General features: G+C 62.5%; 16 protein-coding genes and 1 riboswitch. Of the genes, 11 read left to right on the top strand and 5 right to left on the bottom strand.

All coding sequences use genetic code 11. The features are described 5' to 3' along the window. Window positions 1-134 precede the first annotated feature (134 nt). The 4 genes from OUZ45_RS02615 to OUZ45_RS02600 all read left to right on the top strand — a co-directional run bounded on the left by OUZ45_RS02615 (window position 135) and on the right by OUZ45_RS02600 (window position 5,275). Complete coding sequence (locus tag OUZ45_RS02615) at window positions 135-719, top strand: hypothetical protein (protein ID WP_266168363.1); 585 nt, start codon at window positions 135-137, stop codon at window positions 717-719. A 41-nt stretch (window positions 720-760) separates the two neighbouring features. After that, the gene (locus OUZ45_RS02610; RefSeq protein WP_266168362.1) at window positions 761-2,020 is read left to right on the top strand and encodes an XVIPCD domain-containing protein; all 1,260 of its coding nucleotides are present in this window, start codon (window positions 761-763) and stop codon (window positions 2,018-2,020) included. 140 nt (window positions 2,021-2,160) lie between these two features. Continuing rightward, entirely contained in the window at window positions 2,161-3,846 is a 1,686-nt protein-coding gene (locus tag OUZ45_RS02605) for a type IV secretory system conjugative DNA transfer family protein (RefSeq protein WP_266168361.1), read from the top strand. A 58-nt stretch (window positions 3,847-3,904) separates the two neighbouring features. Next, window positions 3,905-5,275: an FAD-binding oxidoreductase gene (locus OUZ45_RS02600; RefSeq protein WP_266168360.1), complete on the top strand. Its 1,371-nt coding sequence runs from the start codon at window positions 3,905-3,907 to the stop codon at window positions 5,273-5,275. Between the two features lie 181 nt (window positions 5,276-5,456). On the opposite strand, the gene OUZ45_RS02595 is transcribed toward OUZ45_RS02600, so the two are convergent. Beyond that, on the bottom strand, window positions 5,457-6,083 hold the full coding sequence (locus OUZ45_RS02595; protein ID WP_266168359.1) for a homoserine/threonine efflux transporter: 627 nt from the start codon (window positions 6,081-6,083) through the stop codon (window positions 5,457-5,459). A gap of 237 nt (window positions 6,084-6,320) precedes the next feature. Here OUZ45_RS02595 and OUZ45_RS02590 point away from each other — a divergent pair, with 237 nt between their 5' ends. From OUZ45_RS02590 to metK, 4 genes are all read left to right on the top strand, one after another. After that, window positions 6,321-7,592, top strand: a complete 1,272-nt coding sequence (locus OUZ45_RS02590; protein WP_266168358.1) for a nucleoside permease — start codon at window positions 6,321-6,323, stop codon at window positions 7,590-7,592. Window positions 7,593-7,614: 22 nt separating this feature from the next. After that, window positions 7,615-8,601: a tRNA dihydrouridine synthase DusB gene (dusB, locus tag OUZ45_RS02585; RefSeq protein WP_266168357.1), complete on the top strand. Its 987-nt coding sequence runs from the start codon at window positions 7,615-7,617 to the stop codon at window positions 8,599-8,601. Window positions 8,602-8,764: 163 nt separating this feature from the next. Then, a complete protein-coding gene (locus tag OUZ45_RS02580; protein WP_266168356.1) occupies window positions 8,765-9,595 on the top strand; it encodes a class I SAM-dependent methyltransferase in 831 nt (276 codons plus the stop codon). 256 nt (window positions 9,596-9,851) lie between these two features. Beyond that, window positions 9,852-11,051: a methionine adenosyltransferase gene (gene metK, locus OUZ45_RS02575; RefSeq protein ID WP_266168355.1), complete on the top strand. Its 1,200-nt coding sequence runs from the start codon at window positions 9,852-9,854 to the stop codon at window positions 11,049-11,051. Window positions 11,052-11,154: 103 nt separating this feature from the next. Here metK and OUZ45_RS02570 read toward each other — a convergent pair whose 3' ends face one another. Next, on the bottom strand, window positions 11,155-12,225 hold the full coding sequence (locus OUZ45_RS02570) for a D-alanyl-D-alanine carboxypeptidase family protein (protein WP_266168354.1): 1,071 nt from the start codon (window positions 12,223-12,225) through the stop codon (window positions 11,155-11,157). 346 nt (window positions 12,226-12,571) lie between these two features. Between OUZ45_RS02570 and OUZ45_RS02565 the strand changes: the two genes are divergently transcribed. Further along, a complete protein-coding gene (locus OUZ45_RS02565) occupies window positions 12,572-14,446 on the top strand; it encodes an ATP-binding cassette domain-containing protein (RefSeq protein WP_266168353.1) in 1,875 nt (624 codons plus the stop codon). Window positions 14,447-14,991: 545 nt separating this feature from the next. Here OUZ45_RS02565 and OUZ45_RS02560 read toward each other — a convergent pair. The 3 genes from OUZ45_RS02560 to OUZ45_RS02550 all read right to left on the bottom strand — a co-directional run bounded on the left by OUZ45_RS02560 (window position 14,992) and on the right by OUZ45_RS02550 (window position 20,525). Beyond that, a complete protein-coding gene (locus tag OUZ45_RS02560) occupies window positions 14,992-15,612 on the bottom strand; it encodes a TIGR00645 family protein (protein WP_266168352.1) in 621 nt (206 codons plus the stop codon). 79 nt (window positions 15,613-15,691) lie between these two features. Further along, window positions 15,692-18,397 (bottom strand): phosphoenolpyruvate carboxylase, encoded by a 2,706-nt coding sequence (gene ppc / locus OUZ45_RS02555; protein WP_266168351.1) that lies wholly within the window; start codon window positions 18,395-18,397, stop codon window positions 15,692-15,694. A gap of 160 nt (window positions 18,398-18,557) precedes the next feature. Beyond that, entirely contained in the window at window positions 18,558-20,525 is a 1,968-nt protein-coding gene (locus tag OUZ45_RS02550) for a S9 family peptidase (RefSeq protein ID WP_266168350.1), read from the bottom strand. A gap of 211 nt (window positions 20,526-20,736) precedes the next feature. Between OUZ45_RS02550 and OUZ45_RS02545 the strand changes: the two genes are divergently transcribed. Both OUZ45_RS02545 and ahcY read left to right on the top strand, forming a co-directional pair. After that, window positions 20,737-21,210, top strand: coding sequence for a MarR family winged helix-turn-helix transcriptional regulator (locus tag OUZ45_RS02545; RefSeq protein ID WP_266168349.1), 474 nt, complete (start codon window positions 20,737-20,739; stop codon window positions 21,208-21,210). Between the two features lie 105 nt (window positions 21,211-21,315). Further along, window positions 21,316-21,393, top strand: a riboswitch (S-adenosyl-L-homocysteine riboswitch). Between the two features lie 38 nt (window positions 21,394-21,431). Further along, window positions 21,432-22,862, top strand: a complete 1,431-nt coding sequence (ahcY, locus tag OUZ45_RS02540; RefSeq protein ID WP_266168348.1) for an adenosylhomocysteinase — start codon at window positions 21,432-21,434, stop codon at window positions 22,860-22,862. The last annotated feature ends 201 nt before the right edge of the window (window positions 22,863-23,063 follow it).

Here is a 23,063-nt window from a genome sequence, read left to right as displayed (position 1 = left end):
ACAAGCCATCAACAGTGGGCCGTGGGGCGCCCCGAATAGGCGCCCTATGCGCACTGATTCAGGCTCCTCATGAGCTTGGTTGTCAGCCAATGGCTGGGCCCAATGATTTTCAGGCATCCCACAAGGAACCATCTATGAAATCCACGTTTACGACCACTGCTATCGGCCTGGCTCTGCTCACCATAGCCGCTACGGCACAAGCGGCCACCGATAGTAGTAAGGCCGTCGCCTCGCATAGCGCCCCCCATCCCACGTCCATGTGCGCCAAAGGGGATGAGGTGGTGTTTTCGTGCCCACTGGCTGGCGGCAAGAAAGTCGTCTCGATGTGTGCTGCCAGTGATGTCACTCGCAATGCCGGTCGCTTCTACTATGCCTACGGCCGCGATGCGGCCGCACCCGAGCTCGTCTACCCCGGGAAGGATCAGGGCGCCGGCAGCTTCACGCGCACACACCTCGGCTTCGCCGGCAATACCGGTGGATATGCCTATGCCTTCTCCAACGGTGGCTACAAGTACATCGTCTATTCGATATCGGGCGAACGCGACCTGCAGGACGGTGGAGTGATCGTGCAGCGCGAAAGTGACGCACATGCAGCGAAGAAAATGCCATGCGAATCGGGCAAGGTGATCGACACCAACAAGGATGACCTCATCGATGCCACGCTCAAATGGAAGAGCGATGCCGTCATCGAACAGCACGGTCTTCCGGCTACGCATTGACCTCGGTCGCGCGAGTCATGACATAAATAAGGAACGCAATCATGTCATCCAAAGAAAATGCCGACTACCTGATGGAAGTCGCGACCAAGAGTGGTATCAAGGACCCTAAAGAGCTGGCCAACTTCATGGGCCAGATGCAGGTGGAATGCGGCGGATACTCCCGCATGAGCGAAAACCTCGGCTACTCCGGCAGCCGCTTGTTGGAGGTCTTCCCGGGCCGCAACGGTATGGATACCGCCTCTGAAGCCAACAAGATCGCAGCCGGCGGTCCAGACGTCGTCGCCAATGCCATTTATGGTGGGACCTGGGGCAAGAAGAACCTGGGCAACACCGAGCCGGGCGATGGATGGAAATATCATGGCCGCGGCTATGTGCAGCTGACCGGCCGCGCTAATTACGAGCAGGCCGGCAAGGAACTGGGACTGGATCTCGTCAAACATCCCGAACTCGCAGAAGACCGTGAGGTCGCGGCCAAAATCGCTGTGCACTACTGGCAATCGCGCGTCGTGCCCAACCATCATCAGGACGATGTACGTGGCGCCTGCCACGACATCAACGGTGGAGAGAAAGGCTTGCACGAACGACGCGTTGCAGCGGCAGCCTGGGAGAACAAGCTCACCCATGGCTACGTGCCCGGCGGCCCCGATCCGAGCGCCCACGGTCGCGGCGGCGCATCGCGTGAAGAAAACAGCCGCGTGCAGCAGCTACTCAATGAGAGCGGCTATCGCGACGCATCCGGCCAGCCGCTAAAGGTCGACGGCGACTACGGCGCCAGCACCCGGCATGCGGTGGAGGCATTCCAGCGCGAGCATCATTTGAAGGCGGATGGCGTAGCCGGCCCCGAGACACTCAAGCGCCTTGAAGCGGTGACGCATCAGACGCACAAGCCTGTGGCTACTACGCCGCGCTTGGACGATGCACGCCATCCCGATCATGCGTTATACGAACAGGCACTCTCGGCCGTACATCGATTGGACGCGCAGCATCACCGCGCGCCCGATCAACACAGCGCCAACCTGGCCGCATCGTTAGTCGTTGCTGCTCGAAAGGACGGCATGACACAGATCAATCATGTCGTGCTCAATGACAATGGCTCACGCGCCTATGCAGTTCAAGGCGATCTGCGCTCCCCGTTCAAGCAGATCGCGGATGTATCGACGCCAGAGGCCACCGCCACATCCATCGAGCAGAGCAGCCGCAGCGTGCAGCAGTTATCGGAGCACAAGGCCCAGACGCCAGCACCAACGCTCCCGCAGCAAGAACAGGCTCATACGCGCGGACAGGCACCACACGGGATGTAAGTCCAGAAGATGTGTCTCGGGGGGGGGGACAGTCACTTCTCTCCCCCGAGACCGCTGATGGTGGATCAGGGTAAAGGGCGGGACATGGCGATTTGCCAATCCAGGAAAGCCCCTTTAAGGAATAGTCACAGGGTGGATCAATGAGCAAGAGCAAGTGGTATTGGGCGGGTGGCTTGGCGCTGGCTGCATTGGCCATAGGCGAGTACTTCTCGGGATGGCTCGTTCTCGTCTTCTTGAAGCTGGGGGTGCATGACCTTGGCTTTGGCACCTATTGGAGCTATCTACGCGCGCTGGATCTGCCACAGGTCCAACCCTATACGGGCCGGATCAAGGCCGCCGGGATCATCGGCTTTGGCCTCCCCCTCATGGCCTGGCTGATCGCCTTGTACTTCCTCATGAGGCGCAAGAAGCAGTCCATGCATGGCGACGCCCGCTTTGCCAACGCTGGCGATCTGAACAAACACGGCATGTTTAAACCCTCGGACAACGGCGTCCTGATCGGCAAGTTCAAGGGCGACCTGGTTCGCCTGAGCGGGCAGCAGTTCGTGATCCTCGCCGCTCCCACTCGCTCAGGCAAGGGTGTGGGTGTGGTGATTCCCAACCTGCTTGAGTACCAGGAATCGATGGTGGTGCTGGACATCAAGCAGGAGAACTACGAGCTGACTAGTGGGTGGCGCGGCAGCCAGGGTCAGGAGATCTATCTGTTCAATCCGTTTGCGGAAGACCGGCGCTCGCATCGCTGGAATCCGCTGAGCTATGTATCGAAGGACCCAGCCTTCCGCGTATCCGATTTGATGAGCATTGCCGCGATGCTCTATCCGGATGGCTCGGATGATCAGAAATTCTGGATCAGCCAGGCGCGCAATGCTTTCATGGCCTTCACCTTGTATCTGTTCGAGAAGTGGGAGCACGACGAGAAGAAGGGTTTGCCACTCACGCTACGTGACAAGCCGACGCTGGGTATGGTCTATCGCCTGTCGTCCGGCGACGGTTCGGATCTGCGCCAGCTCTACCAAATGATGTCGCAGCAGCTGTTTCTCAGCGGCCATGCCCAGTCCGCCTTCGCCAACCTCCTGTCGCAGGCCAACGAAACCTTCGCTTCGATCCTTGGCACCTTCAAGGAACCGTTGAATGCCTGGATCAATCCGGTGCTGGACGCGGCGACCAGCGAGGACGATTTTCTGCTGACGGACGTACGCAAGAAGCGCATGACGATCTACATCGGCATCCAGCCCAACAAGCTGGCGGAGAGCCGTCTGATCGTGAACCTGTTCTTCAGTCAGCTGATCAACCAGAACACCAAGGAGCTGCCGCAGAACAACCCGGCGCTGAAGCATCAATGCCTGCTACTGATGGACGAGTTCACTTCGATCGGCAAGGTGGAGATCATCGCCTCAGCGGTGTCGTACATGGCCGGCTACAACGTGCGCCTGCTGCCTATCATCCAGAGCATGGCGCAGTTGGATGCCACCTACGGCAAGGATGTTTCGCGCACACTGATCACCAACCATGCCTTGCAGATCATCTACGCGCCGCGCGAGCAGCAGGACGCCAACGACTACTCGGACATGCTCGGCTATACGACCGTGCGCAAGGAGAACATTACGCGCGGCAGAGAGCGAGGCGATGTCTCGCGCAGCCAGACCGAGGAACGCCGCGCCCTGATGTTGCCGCAGGAACTGAAAGCCATGGGCACGGAGAAGGAGGTCTTCTTGTATGAAGGCATTCCGCACCCGGTCATGTGCGAAAAGATCCGCTACTACCAGGACAAATACTTCACCTCGCGCCTGCTGCCGAAGGTGGACATCCCCGCCCTGGCGATCTAGATCGGGCGCCCGTTTTGGGCGCTGCGGCTCGGAGCAGCTTCAGAGCTAGACTTGGCGCATGACGCTGCCCCCTGCCCTGCTTGATCTTCTGCGCGCCACCTTCGCCGCCGATGGCTTTTCGGTCGAAGAAGGTGAGCGCCTTGCCTACGCCTACGACAACTCGCGCCGCAACGCGCTGCCTGATGCGGTGGTGTTTCCCACCGAGCATGAGCAGGTCGAAACCTTGGTGCGCGCATGCCGCGAATATCGCGTGCCGGTGGTGGCGCGCGGGCGTGGCACCAACACCACAGGCGCTACGGTGCCGGTGGCGGGTGGCGTGGTGGTGAGCTTCGAACGCATGAACCGCATTCTGCGCATCGACCCGGACAATCGCCTTGCGGTTGTTGAACCGGGAGTGCTCAATGGCGATTTGCAGCAAGCACTGAAACCGCACGGCTTCTTCTGGCCGCCCGACCCCACCTCGTCACCCTGGTGCAGCATCGGCGGCAACCTGGCCTGCAACTCGGCGGGCCCACGCACCGTGAAGTACGGCAGCCCGCGCGAGAACACGCTCGGTTTACGCGCGGTGGCAGGCACGGGCGAAGGCTTTCGCTGTGGCACTTACACCAGCAAAGGCTCCACGGGCTACGACCTTACCCGTCTGCTGATCGGCTCCGAAGGCACGTTGGCACTGATCACCGAGGCCACACTGAAACTCACGCCCAAGCCGAGCGGACTGCGCACGCTGCGCGCTACCTATAGCGACGTTGGCGCCGCCGCGCGCGCGGTAGCGCGCATCATGGCCCAGCCTGTCACACCATGCGCACTGGAGTTTATCGACGACGTCGCATTGAAGCTGGCCCGCGACTACGGCGGCGACAGCGTGCCGCTGGCCGGTGCGATGCTGATGATCGAAGTCGATGGCGAACCGGAGACGCTACCCAGCGCCGTGGAGGCTGTATCGCGCGCCGCGCGCGGCGATGGCCTGGAAGATCTGAAGGTCGCGCAGACTGCCGAGGAAACCCAGGCGCTGTGGTCCGCGCGTAAGGCGCTGTCGCCCGCACAACGCACCATCTCGCCGAACAAGATCAACGAGGACGTGGTAGTGCCGGTAAGCCACTTGCCGGAACTGGTGGATGGCATCAAGCAACTCGCGGCCAAGCACAACGTGCTGATCGTCAGCTTCGGCCACGCCGGCAACGGCAATCTGCACGTGAACCTGCTTCCGCGCGACGATGCCGAACGCGAACGCGCACACACCTGCCTCGCCGAAGTATTCGCGCTGGTCATCCGCCTGGAAGGCACACTGTCCGGCGAGCACGGCATCGGCCTGATCAAGCGCGAATTCATGCCGCTGGCGTTGGAGCCGGCGACGCTGGGACTGATGCGCAACGTCAAGGCCGCGTTCGATCCGGATGGGATTTTGAATCCGGGAAAGCTGCTGCCGTAGGAGCGCAACCTGTGCGCGACAAACCGGCAGTAGTGCCGGTTTGCACGGCGTAAGCCGCCCATCGGGTGAGGGCCAAGGATGGCCCGAGTGAAACGGCCCGATAGGGCCGCGCTTTTGTCTTCACAACTCCGGCCCTGCTGACGCAGGGCTTTCGCGCACAGGGTGCGCTCCTAAGGGATGCTCAGCGGGCTTGGCGGTTGATGATCAGATGCAGCCCGAACACCACGAACACCGCGCCGGCCACACCGTCGATCCAGCGCGATAGCCTCAAGTAGCCGCGCCGCATGGCCGGCAGCGCAAAGAATGCCGCGACCAGGGTGAACCATAGGAAGGTCTCGGCGACCACCAGCGTCCACAGGCCCCAGCGGGTCGCGGCATTCACGCTATCGCCGATCAGGGCGGAGAACACGCTGCCGAAGTACACCACCGCCTTCGGGTTCGCCAAATTGGTCAGCAGGCCGGCGCGGAGCGTGGCCAGGTCGCTGCGTTCTACCTGCGCCGTCACCGCAGACTCAGCAGCTGGGGCATGCCAGGCGCCACGCAACATTTTCACGCCCATCCAGGCTAGATAGAACCCACCGGCCACAGCCATCAATTGGCTCAGCCACACCAGGCGGTGAAGCAACAGTTGCAGGCCGAGCAGCGCGAGTGCCGACCACGCCACCATGCCCAACGTGATGCCGATGACACCGAACAGCGCCTGCCGCCGGGAACGGCTCACTGCGGCCTGCGAGACGAAGAAGAAATCCGGACCCGGGCTGATCAGGGCAATCAGATGGACGATGGCAATGGTCAGAAACAAGCTCATGTGAGGCTCCTTAACAAGGACGTCGCTATAACTTGCGGCTCCGCAGCTTGTCGCGGCCGAGCCGATTCCTCTACGCTGCCAATCGTTTGGCTGGGCCATGGCATTCCACGGCCACCCGCGGGGGACCACCGAGTAGCCGGAACAGGCAGGACCAGCACCGCTGGTTGCCTGGCGTTCCGTGCGCCCGGGTTGGCATCCGTGGAAAAGCTACCGCATTCATTGGATCAAGACACCCTGATGAGCATCAAACTCCGCCTGATCGCCATGAACTTCCTGCAGTTTTTCGTGTGGGGTTCGTGGCTGCTGACCATTGGCGCGTACTGGTTCCAGAACAAGCAATGGTCGGGCGCGCAATTCGGCGCGATTTTCTCCACGATGGGTATCGCCTCGCTGTTCATGCCTTCGATCATGGGCATGGTCGCGGACAGATGGATCAATGCGGAAAAGCTGTATGGCCTGATGCATATCGGCGGCGCCATCGTGCTGTTCATCGTGCCGACGGTCGGTTCGCCCGGGCTGATGTTCTGGGTGATGCTGTTGAACATGATGTTCTACATGCCCACCATCTCGCTCTCGATCGCGGTGGCGTACAACGCGCTGAAGGGCGAAGGCAAGGACATCATCAAGGATTACCCGCCGATCCGTGTGTGGGGCACGGTGGGGTTTATCGCCGCCTTGTGGACGGTGAGCCTGCTGTACCTGGAGACCTCGGCCGGCCAGTTCTACGTGGCTTCCGGTGCGGCGCTGTTGCTGGGTCTGTACGCGTTCACCTTGCCCAAGTGCCCGCCGAAGTTCGAGCGCAAGACGCATCAATCGCTGCTGGACACGCTGGGGCTGACGTCGTTTGCACTCTTCCGCAATCCGCAGATGGCGATCTTCTTTCTGTTCGCGATGCTGCTGGGTGCTTCGCTGCAACTGACTAACGCTTACGGCGACACGTTCCTGCACGATTTCGCCAAGCATGACGAATTCAAGGACCTGGTGGCCGTGCGTCACCCGGCCATCATCATGTCGATCTCGCAGATCTCGGAAACGTTGTTCATCCTGGCCATTCCGTTCTTTCTCAAGCGCTTCGGCATCAAGACGGTCATGCTGATCAGCATGCTGGCCTGGACGCTGCGCTTCGGCCTGTTCGCCTACGGCGACCCGGGCGCGGGGCTGTGGATGATCGTGCTGTCGTGCATCGTGTATGGCATGGCTTTCGACTTCTTCAACATCTCCGGCTCACTGTTCGTGGAAGGCCAGGCCGATCCGTCGATCCGCGCCAGCGCGCAAGGGCTGTTCATGCTGATGACCAACGGTATCGGCGCCGTGCTGGGCAGCTCGCTGAGTGGCCTGATCATCCAGGCGTTCTTCACCGATCCCCACAACGGTAAGGACTGGCACGGCATCTGGACCACGTTCTCGTTGTACTCGCTAGTCGTGGCGGTGCTGTTCGTGTTTCTGTTCAAGCACAAGCACGATCCAGCAGCGCTGCAAGGCGCTACGTCCAACGGCGTCGCCCACTGACCATCGCCGGTACAATAGGCCGATGTTCATCGGTCCCTACCGCATTGACCCGCCCGTGGTGCTCGCCCCCATGGCCGGCGTCACCGACAAGCCTTTCCGCCTGCTGTGCAAACGGCTGGGCGCGGGGCTTGCCGTATCGGAAATGACCGCGTCCGATCCGCGCCTGTGGCAGACCCGCAAGTCACTGCGCCGCATGGATCACTCCGGTGAGCCCGAACCGGTCAGCGTGCAGATCGCTGGCTACGACCCCGTCATGCTGGCGGAGGCCGCGCGCTACAACGCCGACAACGGCGCGCAGATCATCGACATCAACATGGGCTGCCCGGCCAAGAAAGTGTGCAACGTCTGGTCCGGCTCCGCGCTGCTGCAGGACGAGCCGCTGGTGGCGCGCATCGTGAAGGCGGTGGTGGATGCCGTGGATGTGCCGGTGACGTTGAAGATCCGTACCGGCTGGGATCGCCAGAACAAGAACGCTCTCAACATCGCGCGCATCGCCGAGGACGCAGGCATCGCGGCGCTCGCCGTGCACGGCCGCACGCGCGCCGACAAATACGAAGGCGAGGCGGAGTACGAAACCATCGCTGCGGTAAAAGCCGCGGTGCGTATCCCGGTGCTCGCCAACGGCGACGTCCTTACGCCCCAGCAGGCAAAGCACGTATTACACGTCACCGGCGCGGACGCCGTGATGATCGGCCGCGGCGCGCAGGGTCGGCCATGGATCTTCCGCGAGGTGGCGCATTACCTCGCCACTGGCGAGACTCTCGCCGAGCCGACCCCGGACGAGGTCAGCGCCATCCTGGTCGATCACCTCGAGCAGCTCTACGCTTTCTACGGCGAACTGCAGGGGGTGCGCATCGCACGCAAGCACCTGGGCTGGTATGCCAAGGATCGCCCGGAGAACGCCGCGTTCCGCCATGTGGTGAACCGGGCCGAGACTGCCGAGGAGCAGCTGCGACTCACTCGCGAATATTTCGACGCGCAAGTGGACGGATTGCAGGCTGCGGCCTGACGGGAATCGCTGTCGAGCGGTCGCCTACAGGGTGGGCTCCCACACGAAATCTGTAGGAGCCCACCCTGTGGGCGACCCGCGCAACGCCCTCACCTTTCGCACGCAATGTGTGACCTAAGCTCCCGGCCAGGCGCCATAGCGCCCTCAGTACAAGAGGCCGATCATGAGCAACACCGCCACTGGCGAGTTTCCCTACATCCATGGCTTCTCGACAGAAGAGCAGGCGCGCCTGGTGCGGCAGGCACGCATGTTCGAAACCAGCCTGTTCAGCCATATCGACTACAGCGACGCCACACGCCTGCTTGAGGTAGGTTGCGGTGTGGGCGCGCAGACCGAAATTCTGCTGCGACGCTTTCCCCAGCTGCACGTCACCGGCATCGACCGCTCCCCCGCGCAGCTTGCCGCCGCAGAAGGCAACCTGGGCCATACCGCCTGGTGCGCCTCGCGCTATGCGCTGCAATTGGCCGATGCCACCGACCTGCCATTCTCCGAACGCAGCTTCGATGCGGCCTATCTGTGCTGGGTGCTGGAACACATGCCCAGCCCCGTGCGGGTGCTTAGCGAAGTGCGCCGCGTGCTCAGCCCCGGCGCCATCATCTACGTGACGGAAGTGCTGAATTCTTCGTTCTTTCTCGACCCCTACTCGCCACATCTGCTGCGCTACTGGATGGCGTTCAACGACTATCAGTACGACAGCGGCGGCGACCCGTTCATCGGCGCCAAGCTGGGCAACCTGCTGCTTGCCGGCGGCTACCACGACGTGCGGACCGAGGTGAAGAGCTTCCACCTGGACAACCGGCAACCCGGACGACGCAAACACATGATCGAGTTCTGGGAAGAACTGCTGCTCTCGGCCGCTGAGCCTCTTATCGCGGGCAATAAAGTCGATAGCGAAACCGTCGAAGGCATGCGCAAGGAGCTGCAGGCCGTGCGCAACGACCCGAACGCGGTGTTCTTCTTTGCTTTCGTGCAAGCGCGGGCGAGCGTTTATTGAGACGCGGCGGTGTATGCGCACTGCTATTGATCGCACCTGCCGCTGCGACCCGTCTGAGCTATCCTCCGACGTTTTCGGAAAGCCCATACGGCCGGCTGGAAAGGCGCTGAAGCCGGCCCCTTGGCCGTCCAAACGGCTGAATCAGCATGAAATCGTCATGGCCCGCCCATAGGCTGTAGCTGCAAAACCGGGGCTCGGCATGTATCATGCCGGATCTCTTTCATCTCTCTATCCGTAAGGAAGGATATAACCCGCGATGAGCAACTTCCTCTTCACTTCCGAATCGGTCTCCGAAGGCCATCCGGACAAGGTCGCCGACCAGATCTCCGATGCCGTCCTCGACGCGATCCTCGCGCAGGATCCGCGTGCTCGCGTGGCCTGCGAGACCATGGTGAAGACCGGCGTAGCCATCGTCGCCGGCGAGATCACCACCAGCGCCTGGATCGACCTGGAAGCGCTGACCCGCAAGGTTATCGTCGACATCGGCTATGACTCCTCTGAAGTCGGCTTCGACGGCGAGACCTGCGGCGTGCTGAACCTCATCGGCAAGCAGTCCCCGGACATCAACCAGGGCGTGGACCGCAAGAAGCCGGAAGAACAGGGCGCTGGCGACCAGGGCCTGATGTTCGGCTACGCGACCAACGAGACCAAGGACTACATGCCGGCGGCAATCTACTACTCGCACCGTCTGGTCGAGCAGCAGGCCAAGGTCCGCAAGAAGAAGAACTCGCCGTTGTCGTGGCTGCGCCCGGACGCCAAGAGCCAGGTCACCCTGCGCTACGAGAACGACAAGGCCGTCGCCATCGACGCCGTGGTGCTTTCGACCCAGCATGATGCGGACGTCAAGCAGAAGGATCTGGTCGAGGCCGTGCGCGAGTACATCCTCAAGCCCGTGCTGCCGGCCAAGCTGCTGCACAAGGGCACCAAGTTCCACATCAACCCGACCGGCAAGTTCGTGATCGGCGGCCCGGTGGGCGACTGTGGCCTGACCGGCCGCAAGATCATCGTCGACACCTACGGCGGCTGGGCCCGTCACGGCGGTGGCGCGTTCTCGGGCAAGGATCCGTCCAAGGTGGACCGTTCGGCTGCCTATGCGGCGCGCTACGTGGCGAAGAACATCGTCGCCGCCGGCATCGCCGACCGTTGCGAAGTGCAGGTCTCCTACGCCATCGGCGTGGCCGAGCCGACTTCGATTTCGGTGACCACCTTCGGTACCGGCAAGATCAGCGACGACAAGATCGAAAAGCTCATCCGCAAGCACTTCGACCTGCGTCCGTACGGCATCATCAAGATGCTGGACCTGATCCACCCGATGTACCAGCAGACCGCCAGCTACGGTCACTTCGGCCGCTCGCCGTACGAAGTGAAGGGTCCGGACGGCAAGACCTACACCGCGTTCTCCTGGGAGAAGACGGACAAGGCCGACGCGCTGCGCGCGGATGCCAAGTTGAAGTAAGCCAGGGCTTGCCTCACACGAAAACGGGCCGCGCAAGCGGCCCGTTTTCTTTTGCCTTGTGAGGCTCCGTCTGGCGCCGCCCGCCAGCCGGAGCAGGTGCCGCTTACTTGTCGGCGGCCGGAGCAGCCTTCTGCGCCGTGCTTGCCACTTCGACCGGACAGGCGGCGCCCTTCTTCTTCGAGCAGGTAGCACGAGCAACCGCGCCTGTCTTGCCGTGGCGATGATGATGTCGCGGACTCGTACCGGCGGCGGCCACCGCAGTGGCCTTGGACCCAGCTGCGCCATGGGCGTGCCGCCCCTTCGCTGCCGGCGCCTCGGCGGCCTGCGCCACCAAGGCCGCCGGGGTTTCGCGACCATCGAAACCATCATCCAGCAGACGCGCCAGCAGCTTGTCGCGGGACGTAGCGGTATGACCACCCAGCACCACGCTGAATAGGCGGCGACCGTCTTTCACGGCGGTCGAAGCGATATTGAACCCGGAGGCATCGGTGAAGCCGGTCTTCAGCCCATCCATGCCCGGGTATTTGTCCATCATCCGGTTGTGGCCGCGTACCAGCTGGCCACGGAACATGAAGTCCTTGGTGGCGAAGTAGTGCGAGTACTGGGGAAAATCGTGGTACAGCGCCATCGACAGCTTGCTCATGTCGCGGGCCGTGGTGGTGTCTTTGGGGTCGGGCAGACCCGAGGCCGTGGCGAAATGCGTGTTGGACATACCCAGACGCAGCGCCTCGGCGTTCATCAGCTCGACGAAATGGCTCTCCGAATCGCCAAGACTTTCCGCTACCACCGTAGCGGCATCGTTGGCCGACTTGGTGATCATGCCCAGGATGCAGTCTTCCACCGAAATGGTCTGCCCCCTGCGCAGGTCGAGCTTGGTGGCCGCCTTATTGGCGGCCCAGGACGACACGGGCAGATCCTGATCCAGCTTGAGCTTGTTCTGCTGCAGCGCCTGGAAGGTCAGGTACAGCGTCATCATCTTGGCCAGCGAGGCAGGATGGTTGGGTTCGTCGGGATTGACGGCGGTAATCACCTGGCCGCTGCTTTCGTCGACCACGATGGCCGCATAACCGGCGTGAGCCACGCCCACGACACTGCTGACGGCGCCAAGCACCAGTGCAAACAGGCTTCGACGCCAGGTTGCCCCCCTGGCCGGCGTTATGGACTTGATGGCCACCCTGTTTCCTCGCTTCCGGCACGCCGCTTCACACACGCGGTTACAGATTCTGAGCTGCAACCGCATTGCCACGGGCACAGATAGTACTTGAATTTAACCACATAAGTCCATGTTTTTATGGACGTTAAAATATCAGAAGAGTCGGTGACGCCTTCCGAACATAGAGCTCGCCGTGAAGGTTCTGTCTACGCTGCAAGCGAGCTTGCCCTCAAACCGCGCACGGCGAAAGAGTTTTTGTCATCGGCGCTATCTTTTTTCCCTTGAGCACCAGCCCATTGGCCCTCGCCTATGCGCGGTCGTAGCGAATAACGAGGCGATGCCGGGACGCATCGCCTAAAATGCCCGGATGTCTCTTATCCAACTTCAGCGCGTCGACTTCAGTATCGGCGGCCCCCTCCTGCTCGAACATGTCGATCTTTCGATCGAATCGAACGAGCGCGTATGCATCGTCGGTCGCAACGGCGAAGGCAAATCCACCCTCATGAAGCTCATCGCCGGCGAGTTGAAAGCCGACGATGGTGAAGTGCGGCTGCAGAGCGGCGTGGTCATCGCCCGCATGGCGCAGGAGGTGCCGCAGGATACGTCCGGCAGTGTGTTCGACGTGGTTTCCGAAGGCCTCGGCGACCTCGGCCACTTGCTGGCTCGTTATCACCACCTGCTGCACGAGGGAGACTTCGACGCGCTCGGCGAAGTGCAGACGCAGATCGAAGCCCAGCACGGCTGGGATCTCGATCGCCGTGTGACCGAGGTTCTGACCAAGCTGGAACTACCAGCCGACACCGATTTTGCCGCGCTGTCCGGTGGCATGAAGCGCCGCGTGCTGCTCGCGCAGGCGCTGGTGCGCAAGCCGGACGTGCTGCTGCTGGACGAGCCGACCAACCATCTCGACATCGAAGCCATCGCCTGGCTTGAAAACTTCCTCAAGCAGTTCGCCGGCAGCATCGTGTTCGTCACCCATGACCGTAGTTTTCTGCGCTCGCTGGCCACGCGCATCGTCGAGATCGACCGCGGCCAGCTCACCAGTTGGCCTGGCGATTACGACAACTATCTGCGCCGCCGCGAAGAACGCCTGCACGCCGAAGCGCAGGCCAATGCGCTTTTCGACAAGAAGCTGGCGCAAGAAGAAGTGTGGATTCGCCAGGGCATCAAGGCCCGGCGCACCCGCAACGAAGGCCGCGTGCGCGCGCTGAAGGCCCTGCGCAACGAGCGTGCCGAACGCCGTAACCTGGTCGGCTCGGTCAAGATGACCCTGGCCAACGCGCAGTCGTCGGGCAAGAAGGTGATCGACCTGGAGCATGTGCACCAGGCTTACGGCGGGCGCGTGCTGATCGAGGATCTGAGCACCACCATCATGCGCGGCGACCGCGTCGGCATCATCGGGCCGAACGGCGCGGGCAAGAGCACGCTGCTGAAAATCATGCTCGGCGATCTCAAGCCGCAGCGCGGCGAGGCCACCATCGGCACCGGCATCCAGATCGCCTACTTCGACCAGCATCGCGTGCAGCTCAACGACACGCTCAACGCGCTGGACAACGTGGCCGAGGGCCGCGAATACATCGAGCTCAACGGCCAGCGCAAACACATCATCGGCTACCTGCAGGATTTCCTGTTCTCGCCGGAACGAGCACGCGCACCGATCACCCGCCTCTCCGGCGGCGAGCGCAACCGCCTGCTGCTGGCCAAGCTGTTCGCGCAGCCGTCCAACCTGCTGGTGATGGACGAACCGACCAACGACCTCGACGTCGAGACGCTGGAGCTGCTGGAAGAATTACTGACCGAGTACCAAGGCACATTGCTGCTGGTCTCGCATGACCGCGAATTCCTCGACAACGTGGTGAGCAGCACGTTGGTGCTGGAAGGCAACGGCCAGATCGGCGAATACGTGGGCGGCTACAGCGACTGGCTGCGCCAGCGCCCCGCTGCTGCCGCCGCGATCGCTGCGGCGGTGGCAAAACCGGGGCTGGTCCGTAACGAGCCGGCGCCTGTCGCCCCAGCGGCCCCCAAGCGCAAACTCAACTTCAAGGATGCACGCGAGCTGGAACAGCTGCCGGCGCTGATCGAGACGTTGGAGAACGATATCGCTGCCCGCAGCGCCGCGATGAACGAACCGACCTTCTTCCAGCAGGACAGCGCCTCGATCATCAAGGCGAACGAAGCGCTGGCGAAGGCGCAGGCGGAGCTGGATGCCGCTTACGCGCGCTGGGCGGAGTTGGATGCCTGAGGCATAAGCTGAGCAGTGCCGTTCGCGATAGCGCTACCACCGAAGAGTGGCGGTGCTGGACCCCGGCCTGCGCCCTGTCTCTTGTGCACATCTCGCGTCGACATGGAGCGCCTTTTCCACCCATGTGGATATGACTACCTCCAGATGAGCGAGGGTCTGCTTTTGATCTTGGGGGCCCCTGTGGAGCGGTGAGGGCTGGACGATCAGGCCCCAAGGGGGGCATCGACAGGACGTCGATGCCTTTTCGACACGACAGGGACGTCGTGTCGAAAAGCCCGGCCAGTCCTCACGAACCCGAAGGGCGCGTAACCGGGGTGGCCTCTCTTTTGGTTACTTTTCTCTGGCCAAACAGAGAAAAGTGACTCGGACCGCAGCAGCGGTTCGAAAGCCCGCGGCAGGTAAGCCAGAACACGCAGACACGACAATCGAGCGATATGTCACTGGGTCCCGGCCTACGCCGGGACGACGAAGTAGAAACGGTGTCGCGAGCACCCGCCCCTCACCCCAACCCTCTCCCCAGAGGGGAGAGGGAGCGAAGACATCGCTTAATGCGCGTCTTTGGCGTTGGCCGTGTGTGACTGCATCAGGCGATCCGTCCACGCAATGCCGATGGCCGAGACGATGAACACCATGTGGATGATGGTCTGCCACATCACACCTTCGGGAGTGAGCGTGGCGCACTTGAGCGCAGCGCCGCTGCCTGCGTTTTCCGCGATGGTCGTCAACATGTCCGCCGAGCAGAACGGCAGACCCTGCAATGAACCGGCGGCAATGAACGTTTTGAGCAGGTGGATGGAGGAGATGCCGATGATCGCCATCGCCAGCTTCACCTTCAGCACCGACGCGTTCACATGCGACAGCCACTCCGGCTGATCGGGATGGTTCTCCAGGCGCAGGCGCGACACGAAGGTTTCGTAACCGCCCACGATCACCATGATCAGCAGGTTGGAAATCATCACCACATCGATCAGGCCGAGCACGATCAGCATGATCTCCTGCTCGCTCATCTTCGGCGCCTCGTGGATCAGGTGCCACAGCTCCTTGCCGAACAGGAACACGTAAACGCATTGCGCCACGATCAGGCCGAGGTAAAGCGGTAGTTGCAGCCAGCGCGAGCCGAAGATGAGCAACGGCAGCGGACCTAGGCGCGGTGAAGTCGGTTGCATAATAGGTGCGAGACTCGCTTGGGGACGGCCAGCCTACCGGCTTCGCGAGAAATTACGCAAGCGAACGACTGCAGCAGGATCAGCCGGTGTTCTGCAGGCCCTGCGAGACGCCGTTGACGCAAGCCACCAGCGCGCGCAGCAGTGCATCGTCCTCGCTACCGGCGGCGCGCCAGCGCTGCAGCAAATCCACCTGCAGCAGGCTCATCGGGTCGATGTAGGGATTGCGCAGCCGGATCGATACCGACAATTTCGGCGTGTCGCGCAGCAGTTCGTCGCTGCCCTTGAGCCGCAGCAACCAATGGGATGTGCGCTCGAACTCGTCGCGAATCATGCGGAAGAACGGCTCGTGCAACGGGCCGGCCAACCGGGAGAACGCTTCGGCGATATCGAGATCGGCCTTCGCCAGCACCATCTCCACGTCGTCCAGCATGTTGGCGAAAAACGGCCATTCGCGGGCCATCTCCGCCAACGCGTCTTCGCCGAAGGCCTCGGCCCCCTGCTCCAACGCCGAACCCAGGCCGTACCAACCGGTGATGATGGAGCGGCACTGCGTCCACGCGAATACCCAGGGAATGGCGCGCAGATCTTCAACCCCACGCATGCTGCGGCGACGCGATGGCCGCGAGCCGAGCGTCATCCGCTCGATCACGTCGATGGGCGTCGCCGCGCGGAAGTAGTCGATGAAGCCTTCGCGCTCGACCAGGGCGCGGTAGATTTGCCGGCTATTCGCCGCGAGCGTGCTCATGCGTTCGCGCCATACCTCCTCACGCGCTTCGACTTCGCGCGGCCGCAGGCTGGCGCGCAATACGGCACCCACGGTCTGCTCCAGATTGCGCAGTGCCAGCGCGCGAATGCCGTACTTGCGATGAATCACCTCGCCCTGCTCCGTCACACGCAGCACACCGGCGACCGAACCCCGCGGAGACGACATCAATGCCGGGGCGATGCGCGCACCGCCGCGACTGGCGGAACCACCACGACCGTGGAAGAAGGACAACCGCACGCCGGCCTCCTTCGCCACCTCCAGCAACTCCACCTGCGCGCGCTGCAAACCCCAGCGCGAGGCCAACGTGCCGCCGTCCTTACCGCTATCCGAATAGCCCAGCATCACCCATTGACGGCCGCCGCGTGAGGCGAGGTGGGTGCGATAGACCGGATCGTCGAACAGTGCGCGCAAGGTGGCCGGTGCATTCGTCAGGTCATCGACGGTTTCGAACAAGGGCGCAATATCCAGCGGCACCTTTCCATCCACGGAGAGCTGGCCGTACCGCGCCAGCGCCAGCACCGCCAGCACGTCAGCCGCCGAGCGCGCCATGCTGATGATGTACAGGCCCGTGGCCTCGACGCCGTAACGTTCACGAGAGTCGCGCAAGGTCGAGAAGACTGCGTGCAACACGCCGACACCTTCGTCCGCGCTTTCATCGAAAGCACGCTCGCCACTGGCGTAGGCGTGCAGCCGCGCGACGCGATCTTCGGTACCGCGGGTCGTCCACGCTGGGTCGGCGAGCAGCACCGCAAGCGCATCGTCATGCACGCGCGAATCCTGGCGTACATCCAGCCGTGCCATATGGAAACCAAAGGTGCGTACGCGCCAGATCAAACGCTGCACCGCATAGGCGCCAGCGTGCAGACCACGGTGATCGATCAGGCTGTCCGCAATCAACTTCAGATCGTCGAGCAGTTCGTTCGCACAGGTATAGCCTTCCGGATGATCGTCGTCATGCGTCGCCTGCAGGCGTGCCTCGACCATCGTGAGAAAGCTGCGATACGGCATATCAGCATGACGCGGACGCACTTGGGCCGCTGCGCCCGGAAAACGCTCCCGATAATCGGCCAACCGTTGCGCGAGGCGCTCATCGACGGCAACGCGCTCCTCGGTTTGACTGAGCAGGCGCGCCAGCCCGGCGATGTCGGCGGCGTAGTGCTCCAACACGTGGGCACGCTGGGTGGACAAGCTATTGGCGATGGTGTCGGCGCCCACGTTCGGGTTGCCGTCCATGTCGCCGCCAACCCAGGTGGCGAAGCTGAGCAGGCGCGGCAGCGCTACGGCCACGCCGTAGACCTGCTGTAACGCATCGGCCAGCGACTCGTATAGCGCAGGCACGATGCGATAGATCGGGTTGGCCAGGTAGAAGCCGACGTGATGGTGCTCGTCCTGCACGCTGGGGCGGATGGGCGAAGCCTCCGACGTCTGCCAGCCAGACGACAGCGCCATGAAGATGCGGTCCTCGTCCTCCTTGCGCTCCTGCGGCGTGCGACTGGGATCGAAGTTGTCGATCAGCGCGCGGACGATGGCCTGCTCTTTCTCCAGCAACGAACGGCGCATCGCTTCGGTCGGGTGCGCGGTGAACACCGGCTCTACTTGCAGGCGCGCCAGCCACTCCAGCAACTCACCGGCCTGCACGCCCTGCTCTTTCAGGCGCATCAGCACATCCTGCAGCGACTCGGGCTGCGGCGCGCCCGCGGTGCGCTGGTAGTCGCGGCGGCGGCGGATGCGATGCACACGCTCGGCGATGTTCACTGCCTGGAAGTACGTGGCGAACGCACGTGCGAGCGCTTCGGCGCGCTCCGTCTCCAGCCCGGTCAGCAGCCCAGCCAGCAAGGCCAGTGGCGCACCTTCGTGGCGGCGTGCGATCGCGGCGGTGCGGATCCGTTCCACCTCATCGAAGAAATCCGGCGAGACCTGTTCGGCCAGCATGCTGCCGACCAGAGTGCCTAGCCGGCGTACGTCTTCACGCAGTGGGGCGTCGTGCGGGGCGAACTCAGGACTGCGCTGCTGGTTCATCAATGCCACGTGGGATCGGATGCCTGGACGTCCAAGACTACCTGAAGGACCCACGGTTTTGTGCAGTGCCACAAAACGATTCGCGCACGCTCAACCGGGACACCCTCCAGCGTAGCGGCCACCGCATATGCCTGATCGACACCCTATACGAGGAAGCGGCCTATCGGGGCGCTTCGCCTTGCAGCAGCTGCATCTGCCAGAACCAGGCCGACGCCGCGTTGAAGTAGTCCCTGTTCGGCTTCTTCTGATAGCCATGGCCCTCGTCCTTGAATTCGAGGTACCAGACAGTTCCGCCGTTGCCGCGCACCGCATCGGCCATCTGCTTCCCTTCCGAGGCGGGGACGCGTGGATCGTTCGACCCCGCCGCGATAAACAACGGGCGGGTGATTTTCCGAGCGTTGTTCGCCGGTGCGATGCGCTCCAGAAAAGCGCGCATCTCCGGATTCCGCTCGTCGCCATATTCCGCGCGCCTGAAGTCGCGGCGATAGCTTTCGGTGTGCTCGAGAAAGCTGACGAAGTTGCTTTGGCCCGACAGCTCGATGCCCGCGCGAAGACGATCATTGAAGTGCGTCATTGATGCCAGCACCATGAAGCCGCCGTACGACCCTCCGTAAACACCGACACGCTTCGCGTCGAGTTCGGGGCGTCTCCCGATCCAGTCGAGCAGCGCTCCAATGTCCCTGACAGGGCCTTCACGTCCGAGTCCATTGTCCAGCGACAGATAGGTCTTGCCATATCCGGTCGAGCCTCGAACATTCGGAATGAGCACGGCCATGTTCATTTCATTGACCCAGAACTGCACCTGGGGATCAAATCTCGGCCGCGCCTGATCCTCGGGGCCACCATGAATCTGGATCACTACAGGGAAAGGACCCTGCCCCCGCGGCCTGTAATAAAAAGCGGAGATATGCCGCGGACCGCCAGCCAGCTGATCGAATGTCGGATAGTGGATCAACTCTGGCTCGACGAAGCGGCTCGCGTCCAAGCCGCCGACCTCGCTGGCAGTCCAGCGCTCCAGCATATTGTCGTGTAGGTTCAGCGCGTAGACGTCGCCGGGGGAAGTTGCGGCACTCAGCACGAAAGCCAGACGCTGATTATCCGGGCTGAAGGCCAGCGCACCCACCACTCCGCCAGGCAGTTTCGGCAGCGAAGCCTCATGACCAGAAGCGAGATCGAGCAGGTGCGGCACACTGATGCCGTCCTGGTTCACCACGAAGGCCAGCTGTTTGCCGTTCTTCGATTGCACAAAGTCTTCCACGTCCCAGGGAATGTTTTCAGTCAGGTTGCGCGTCTTTCCACTAGCCAAGTCGCGATAGCGCAACGCGATGAACTCGCCCGTTTCGTTCGACGTGTAATAGATGCCCTTACCGTCGCGGCTGAATTTCATCTGGTCGTAATTGACCTTGCGCTTTTCGTCGTAGATCGGCATCGCCGTGCCACGTTCGACGTCCACCAACCAGGGTCGCGATTCCTCCGCAGAAACGTACTGGCTCACCAATAGCTGACGGTCATCCGGTGACCAGTCGAAGGGGTACCAGTTGCCGCGACGTTCCAGCACTGCCCTGCTAGCACCACCATCCAGCCCAACGACATGCACATCGACATCGGAACCGTTGCGCTGGGTTGTGCTGAAGGCGACCCGATCGCCGTGATGCGACCAGACGGCATTTTCATTGCGCGATTTGCCATCGGTGAGCATACGTACAGACCGGCTATCGAGGTCGAAGTAATAGATCTGCCAGAACTCCGAGCCGCCGGTATCCATGCCGAAGAGGAAGCCATTGCGTACAGGATTGGCCTCGCTGTCCTGGATGGGCTCGCCGTAGAACGTGAGCTGCTGGCGCGCGCCGCCCGGCGACTGCACCCAGTGCACCTGGGGCGTATCTGCGAAGCGTGTGCGAATGAGCATGCCCTGGCCATTCGCCAGCCATCCACCGAAGGAGGCTGCTCGTGTGTTTTGATAGCGCTGCATGCGCTCGATCAGCGCCTTCGGAAGATCTGGTACGCCTTCGGTGATGCGGTTTCCGACCTCGACGCGTTGGATAACAGGCGGAGGGCCGACCGAACTAGAGGCCAGGACCGTGGGACTGAACAGAAGCAGCGAAGCGAGCAACCAAGTGATGTTCATGACACATCCCATATTGGAAGAGCTTGCCCCGTCGCTTACGTACGGCCATGCAACCTTCTATCCGACGTCCACGGGGGATGGCGACAGTGCAGGCATGCTACTCCTGCATTTATCTTCATGCAAAGATACTTTACATTGAGATTAATTGGTGAGAAACCCAGGCATGCCAAGAACCCACCCCTTCCGATCCGATACACACCACGATGATCCGGTGGACCACCTGCTGCGTGACTGGGGGCGGGAACGCCCTGAGCTCGATGTGGCGCCCATGGCTGTGGTCGGACGGATACTCCATCTTGGCCGCGCGTTCGAAGCCCGGGCGAACACGGTGCTTCGTGACTTGGACTTGCATTACACCGACCTCGATGTGCTCGCCACCCTGCGGCGCTCGGGCGCGCCGTATCGGCTGACGCCAACGGCCTTGCGCCGGTCCGTGCTGATCACCTCCGGCGCAATGACCGCCTGCCTCAATCGCCTGGAGAAATCCGGGCTCGTTTCGCGTAGCCCGGAAGACAACGATCGCCGCTCGCTCATCGCTGCGCTGACGCCCAAGGGGCGCACGCTCATCGATAAAGCCGTCGTCGTCCGGTTTGCGGAGGCGCGCGACGCGGTTTCCGGGTTGACCCGCTCCGAGCGGACCGACCTCGCGCGACTACTAAAGAAACTGGGCGCCTCACTGTCCTGAATGCGCCGCCCCTCAGAGTCCTTGCGACACAAGGGCAACATCCGCCTGCTCCACACCCGCGACCCTGGCAGAACTCGTCTGAAACAGCCGCTATACTCACAAATTCCCACCGAGGGGCGCTGCGACCGTGATGTAGGAACGGCCAGGCTCGGCGGGTCGATTCTGTAACGGCGCCCGGTTAACGATGCGGCAACCCTGCCGCAACCATCCGGAGCTAAGCCATGAACGCAGTTACCAAAGATTCCGCCACCCAGGACTTCAAGGTCCGCGATACCTCCCTCGCCGCCCTCGGCCGCCGTCGCATCCGCATGGCCGAAGAGGAAATGCCGGGTCTGATGCAGATCCGCGCCCGCTACGCCAAGGACCAGCCGTTGAAGGGCGTGCGCCTGTCCGGCTCGCTGCACGTCACCAAGGAAACCGCCGTGCTGGCCGAGACGCTGCGCGCGCTCGGCGCTTCGGTGCGCTGGGCTTCCTGCAACATCTTCTCCACCCAGGACGACGTGGCCGCCGCACTGGCTGCCGGTGACCTGCCGGTGTTCGCCTGGAAGGGCGAGTCGCTGGAGGAGTACTGGGAATGCACGCTGGACATGCTGAGCCATCCGGGTGGCCTCGGCCCGCAGCTGATCGTTGACGACGGCGGCGACGCCACCTTGTTCATCCACAAGGGCGTGGAACTCGAAGACGGCGACAACTGGGTCAACACCCCCAGCGGCAACCACGAAGAGCAGGTGATCAAGGATCTGCTCAAGCGCGTGCACGCTGAGCGTCCGGGCTGGTTCAAGAAGATCGCCGCCGAGTGGAAGGGCGTCTCCGAGGAAACCACCACCGGCGTGCATCGTCTGTATCAGATGATGGAGGCCGGCAAGCTGCTGGTGCCGGCGATCAACGTCAACGACTCGGTCACCAAGAGCAAGTTCGACAACCTGTACGGCTGCCGCGAGTCGCTGGCCGACGGCATCAAGCGCGCCACCGACCTGATGGTCGCCGGCAAGGTGGCCGTGGTTTGCGGCTACGGCGACGTCGGCAAGGGTTGCGCGCATTCGCTGAAGGGCTTCGGCGCACGCGTGATCGTCACCGAGATCGATCCGATCAACGCCCTGCAGGCCGCGATGGAAGGCTTCCAGGTCACCACCATCGAAGACACCCTCGGTATGGGCGACATCTACGTCACCACCACCGGCAACAAGGACATCATCACGCTCGAGCACATGGCGGCGATGAAGAACAACGCACTGGTCTGCAACATCGGCCACTTCGATAACGAGATCCAGATCGACCGCCTCAACACCGCCAAGGGCGTGAGCCGCGAGACGATCAAGCCGCAGGTGGATCGCTACACCTTCGCCACCGGCAACAGCATCTACATGCTGGCCGAGGGCCGCCTGGTGAACCTCGGTTGTGCGCATGGCCACCCGAGCTTCGTGATGTCCAACAGCTTCTCCAACCAGACGCTGGCCCAGCTCGACCTGTGGGCGAACCGGGACAAGTACGAAAAGACCGTGTACCGCCTGCCGAAGAAGCTGGACGAAGAAGTCGCCCGCCTGCACCTGGAGCAGATCGGCGTGAAGCTGACCAAGCTCACCCCCGAACAGGCCGCTTACATCGGCGTGCCGGTGGAAGGTCCCTACAAGCCGGATCATTACCGCTACTGATCGCTCGCCATTACGGCGTGCTGTAAAGCGAAGCGCGCGGCGTCAGCCGCGCGCTTTTTTTTGCCGGCGGAAAGAGAAGGTGTCGCAAGGGCTTACCCCCTCCCAGCCTCCCCCTGCAAGCAAGGGGAGGAGCTAGAAGCTCGCGGCGACCTGCTCCCTCCCTTGCTTGCAGGGGAGGATTGGGGAGGGGTAAGCCCTTGC

This window comes from Dyella subtropica (genome assembly GCF_026283965.1).
GTDB classification, from domain to species: domain Bacteria; phylum Pseudomonadota; class Gammaproteobacteria; order Xanthomonadales; family Rhodanobacteraceae; genus Dyella_D; species Dyella_D subtropica.
This window is presented reverse-complemented; position numbering and strand designations above follow the sequence as displayed.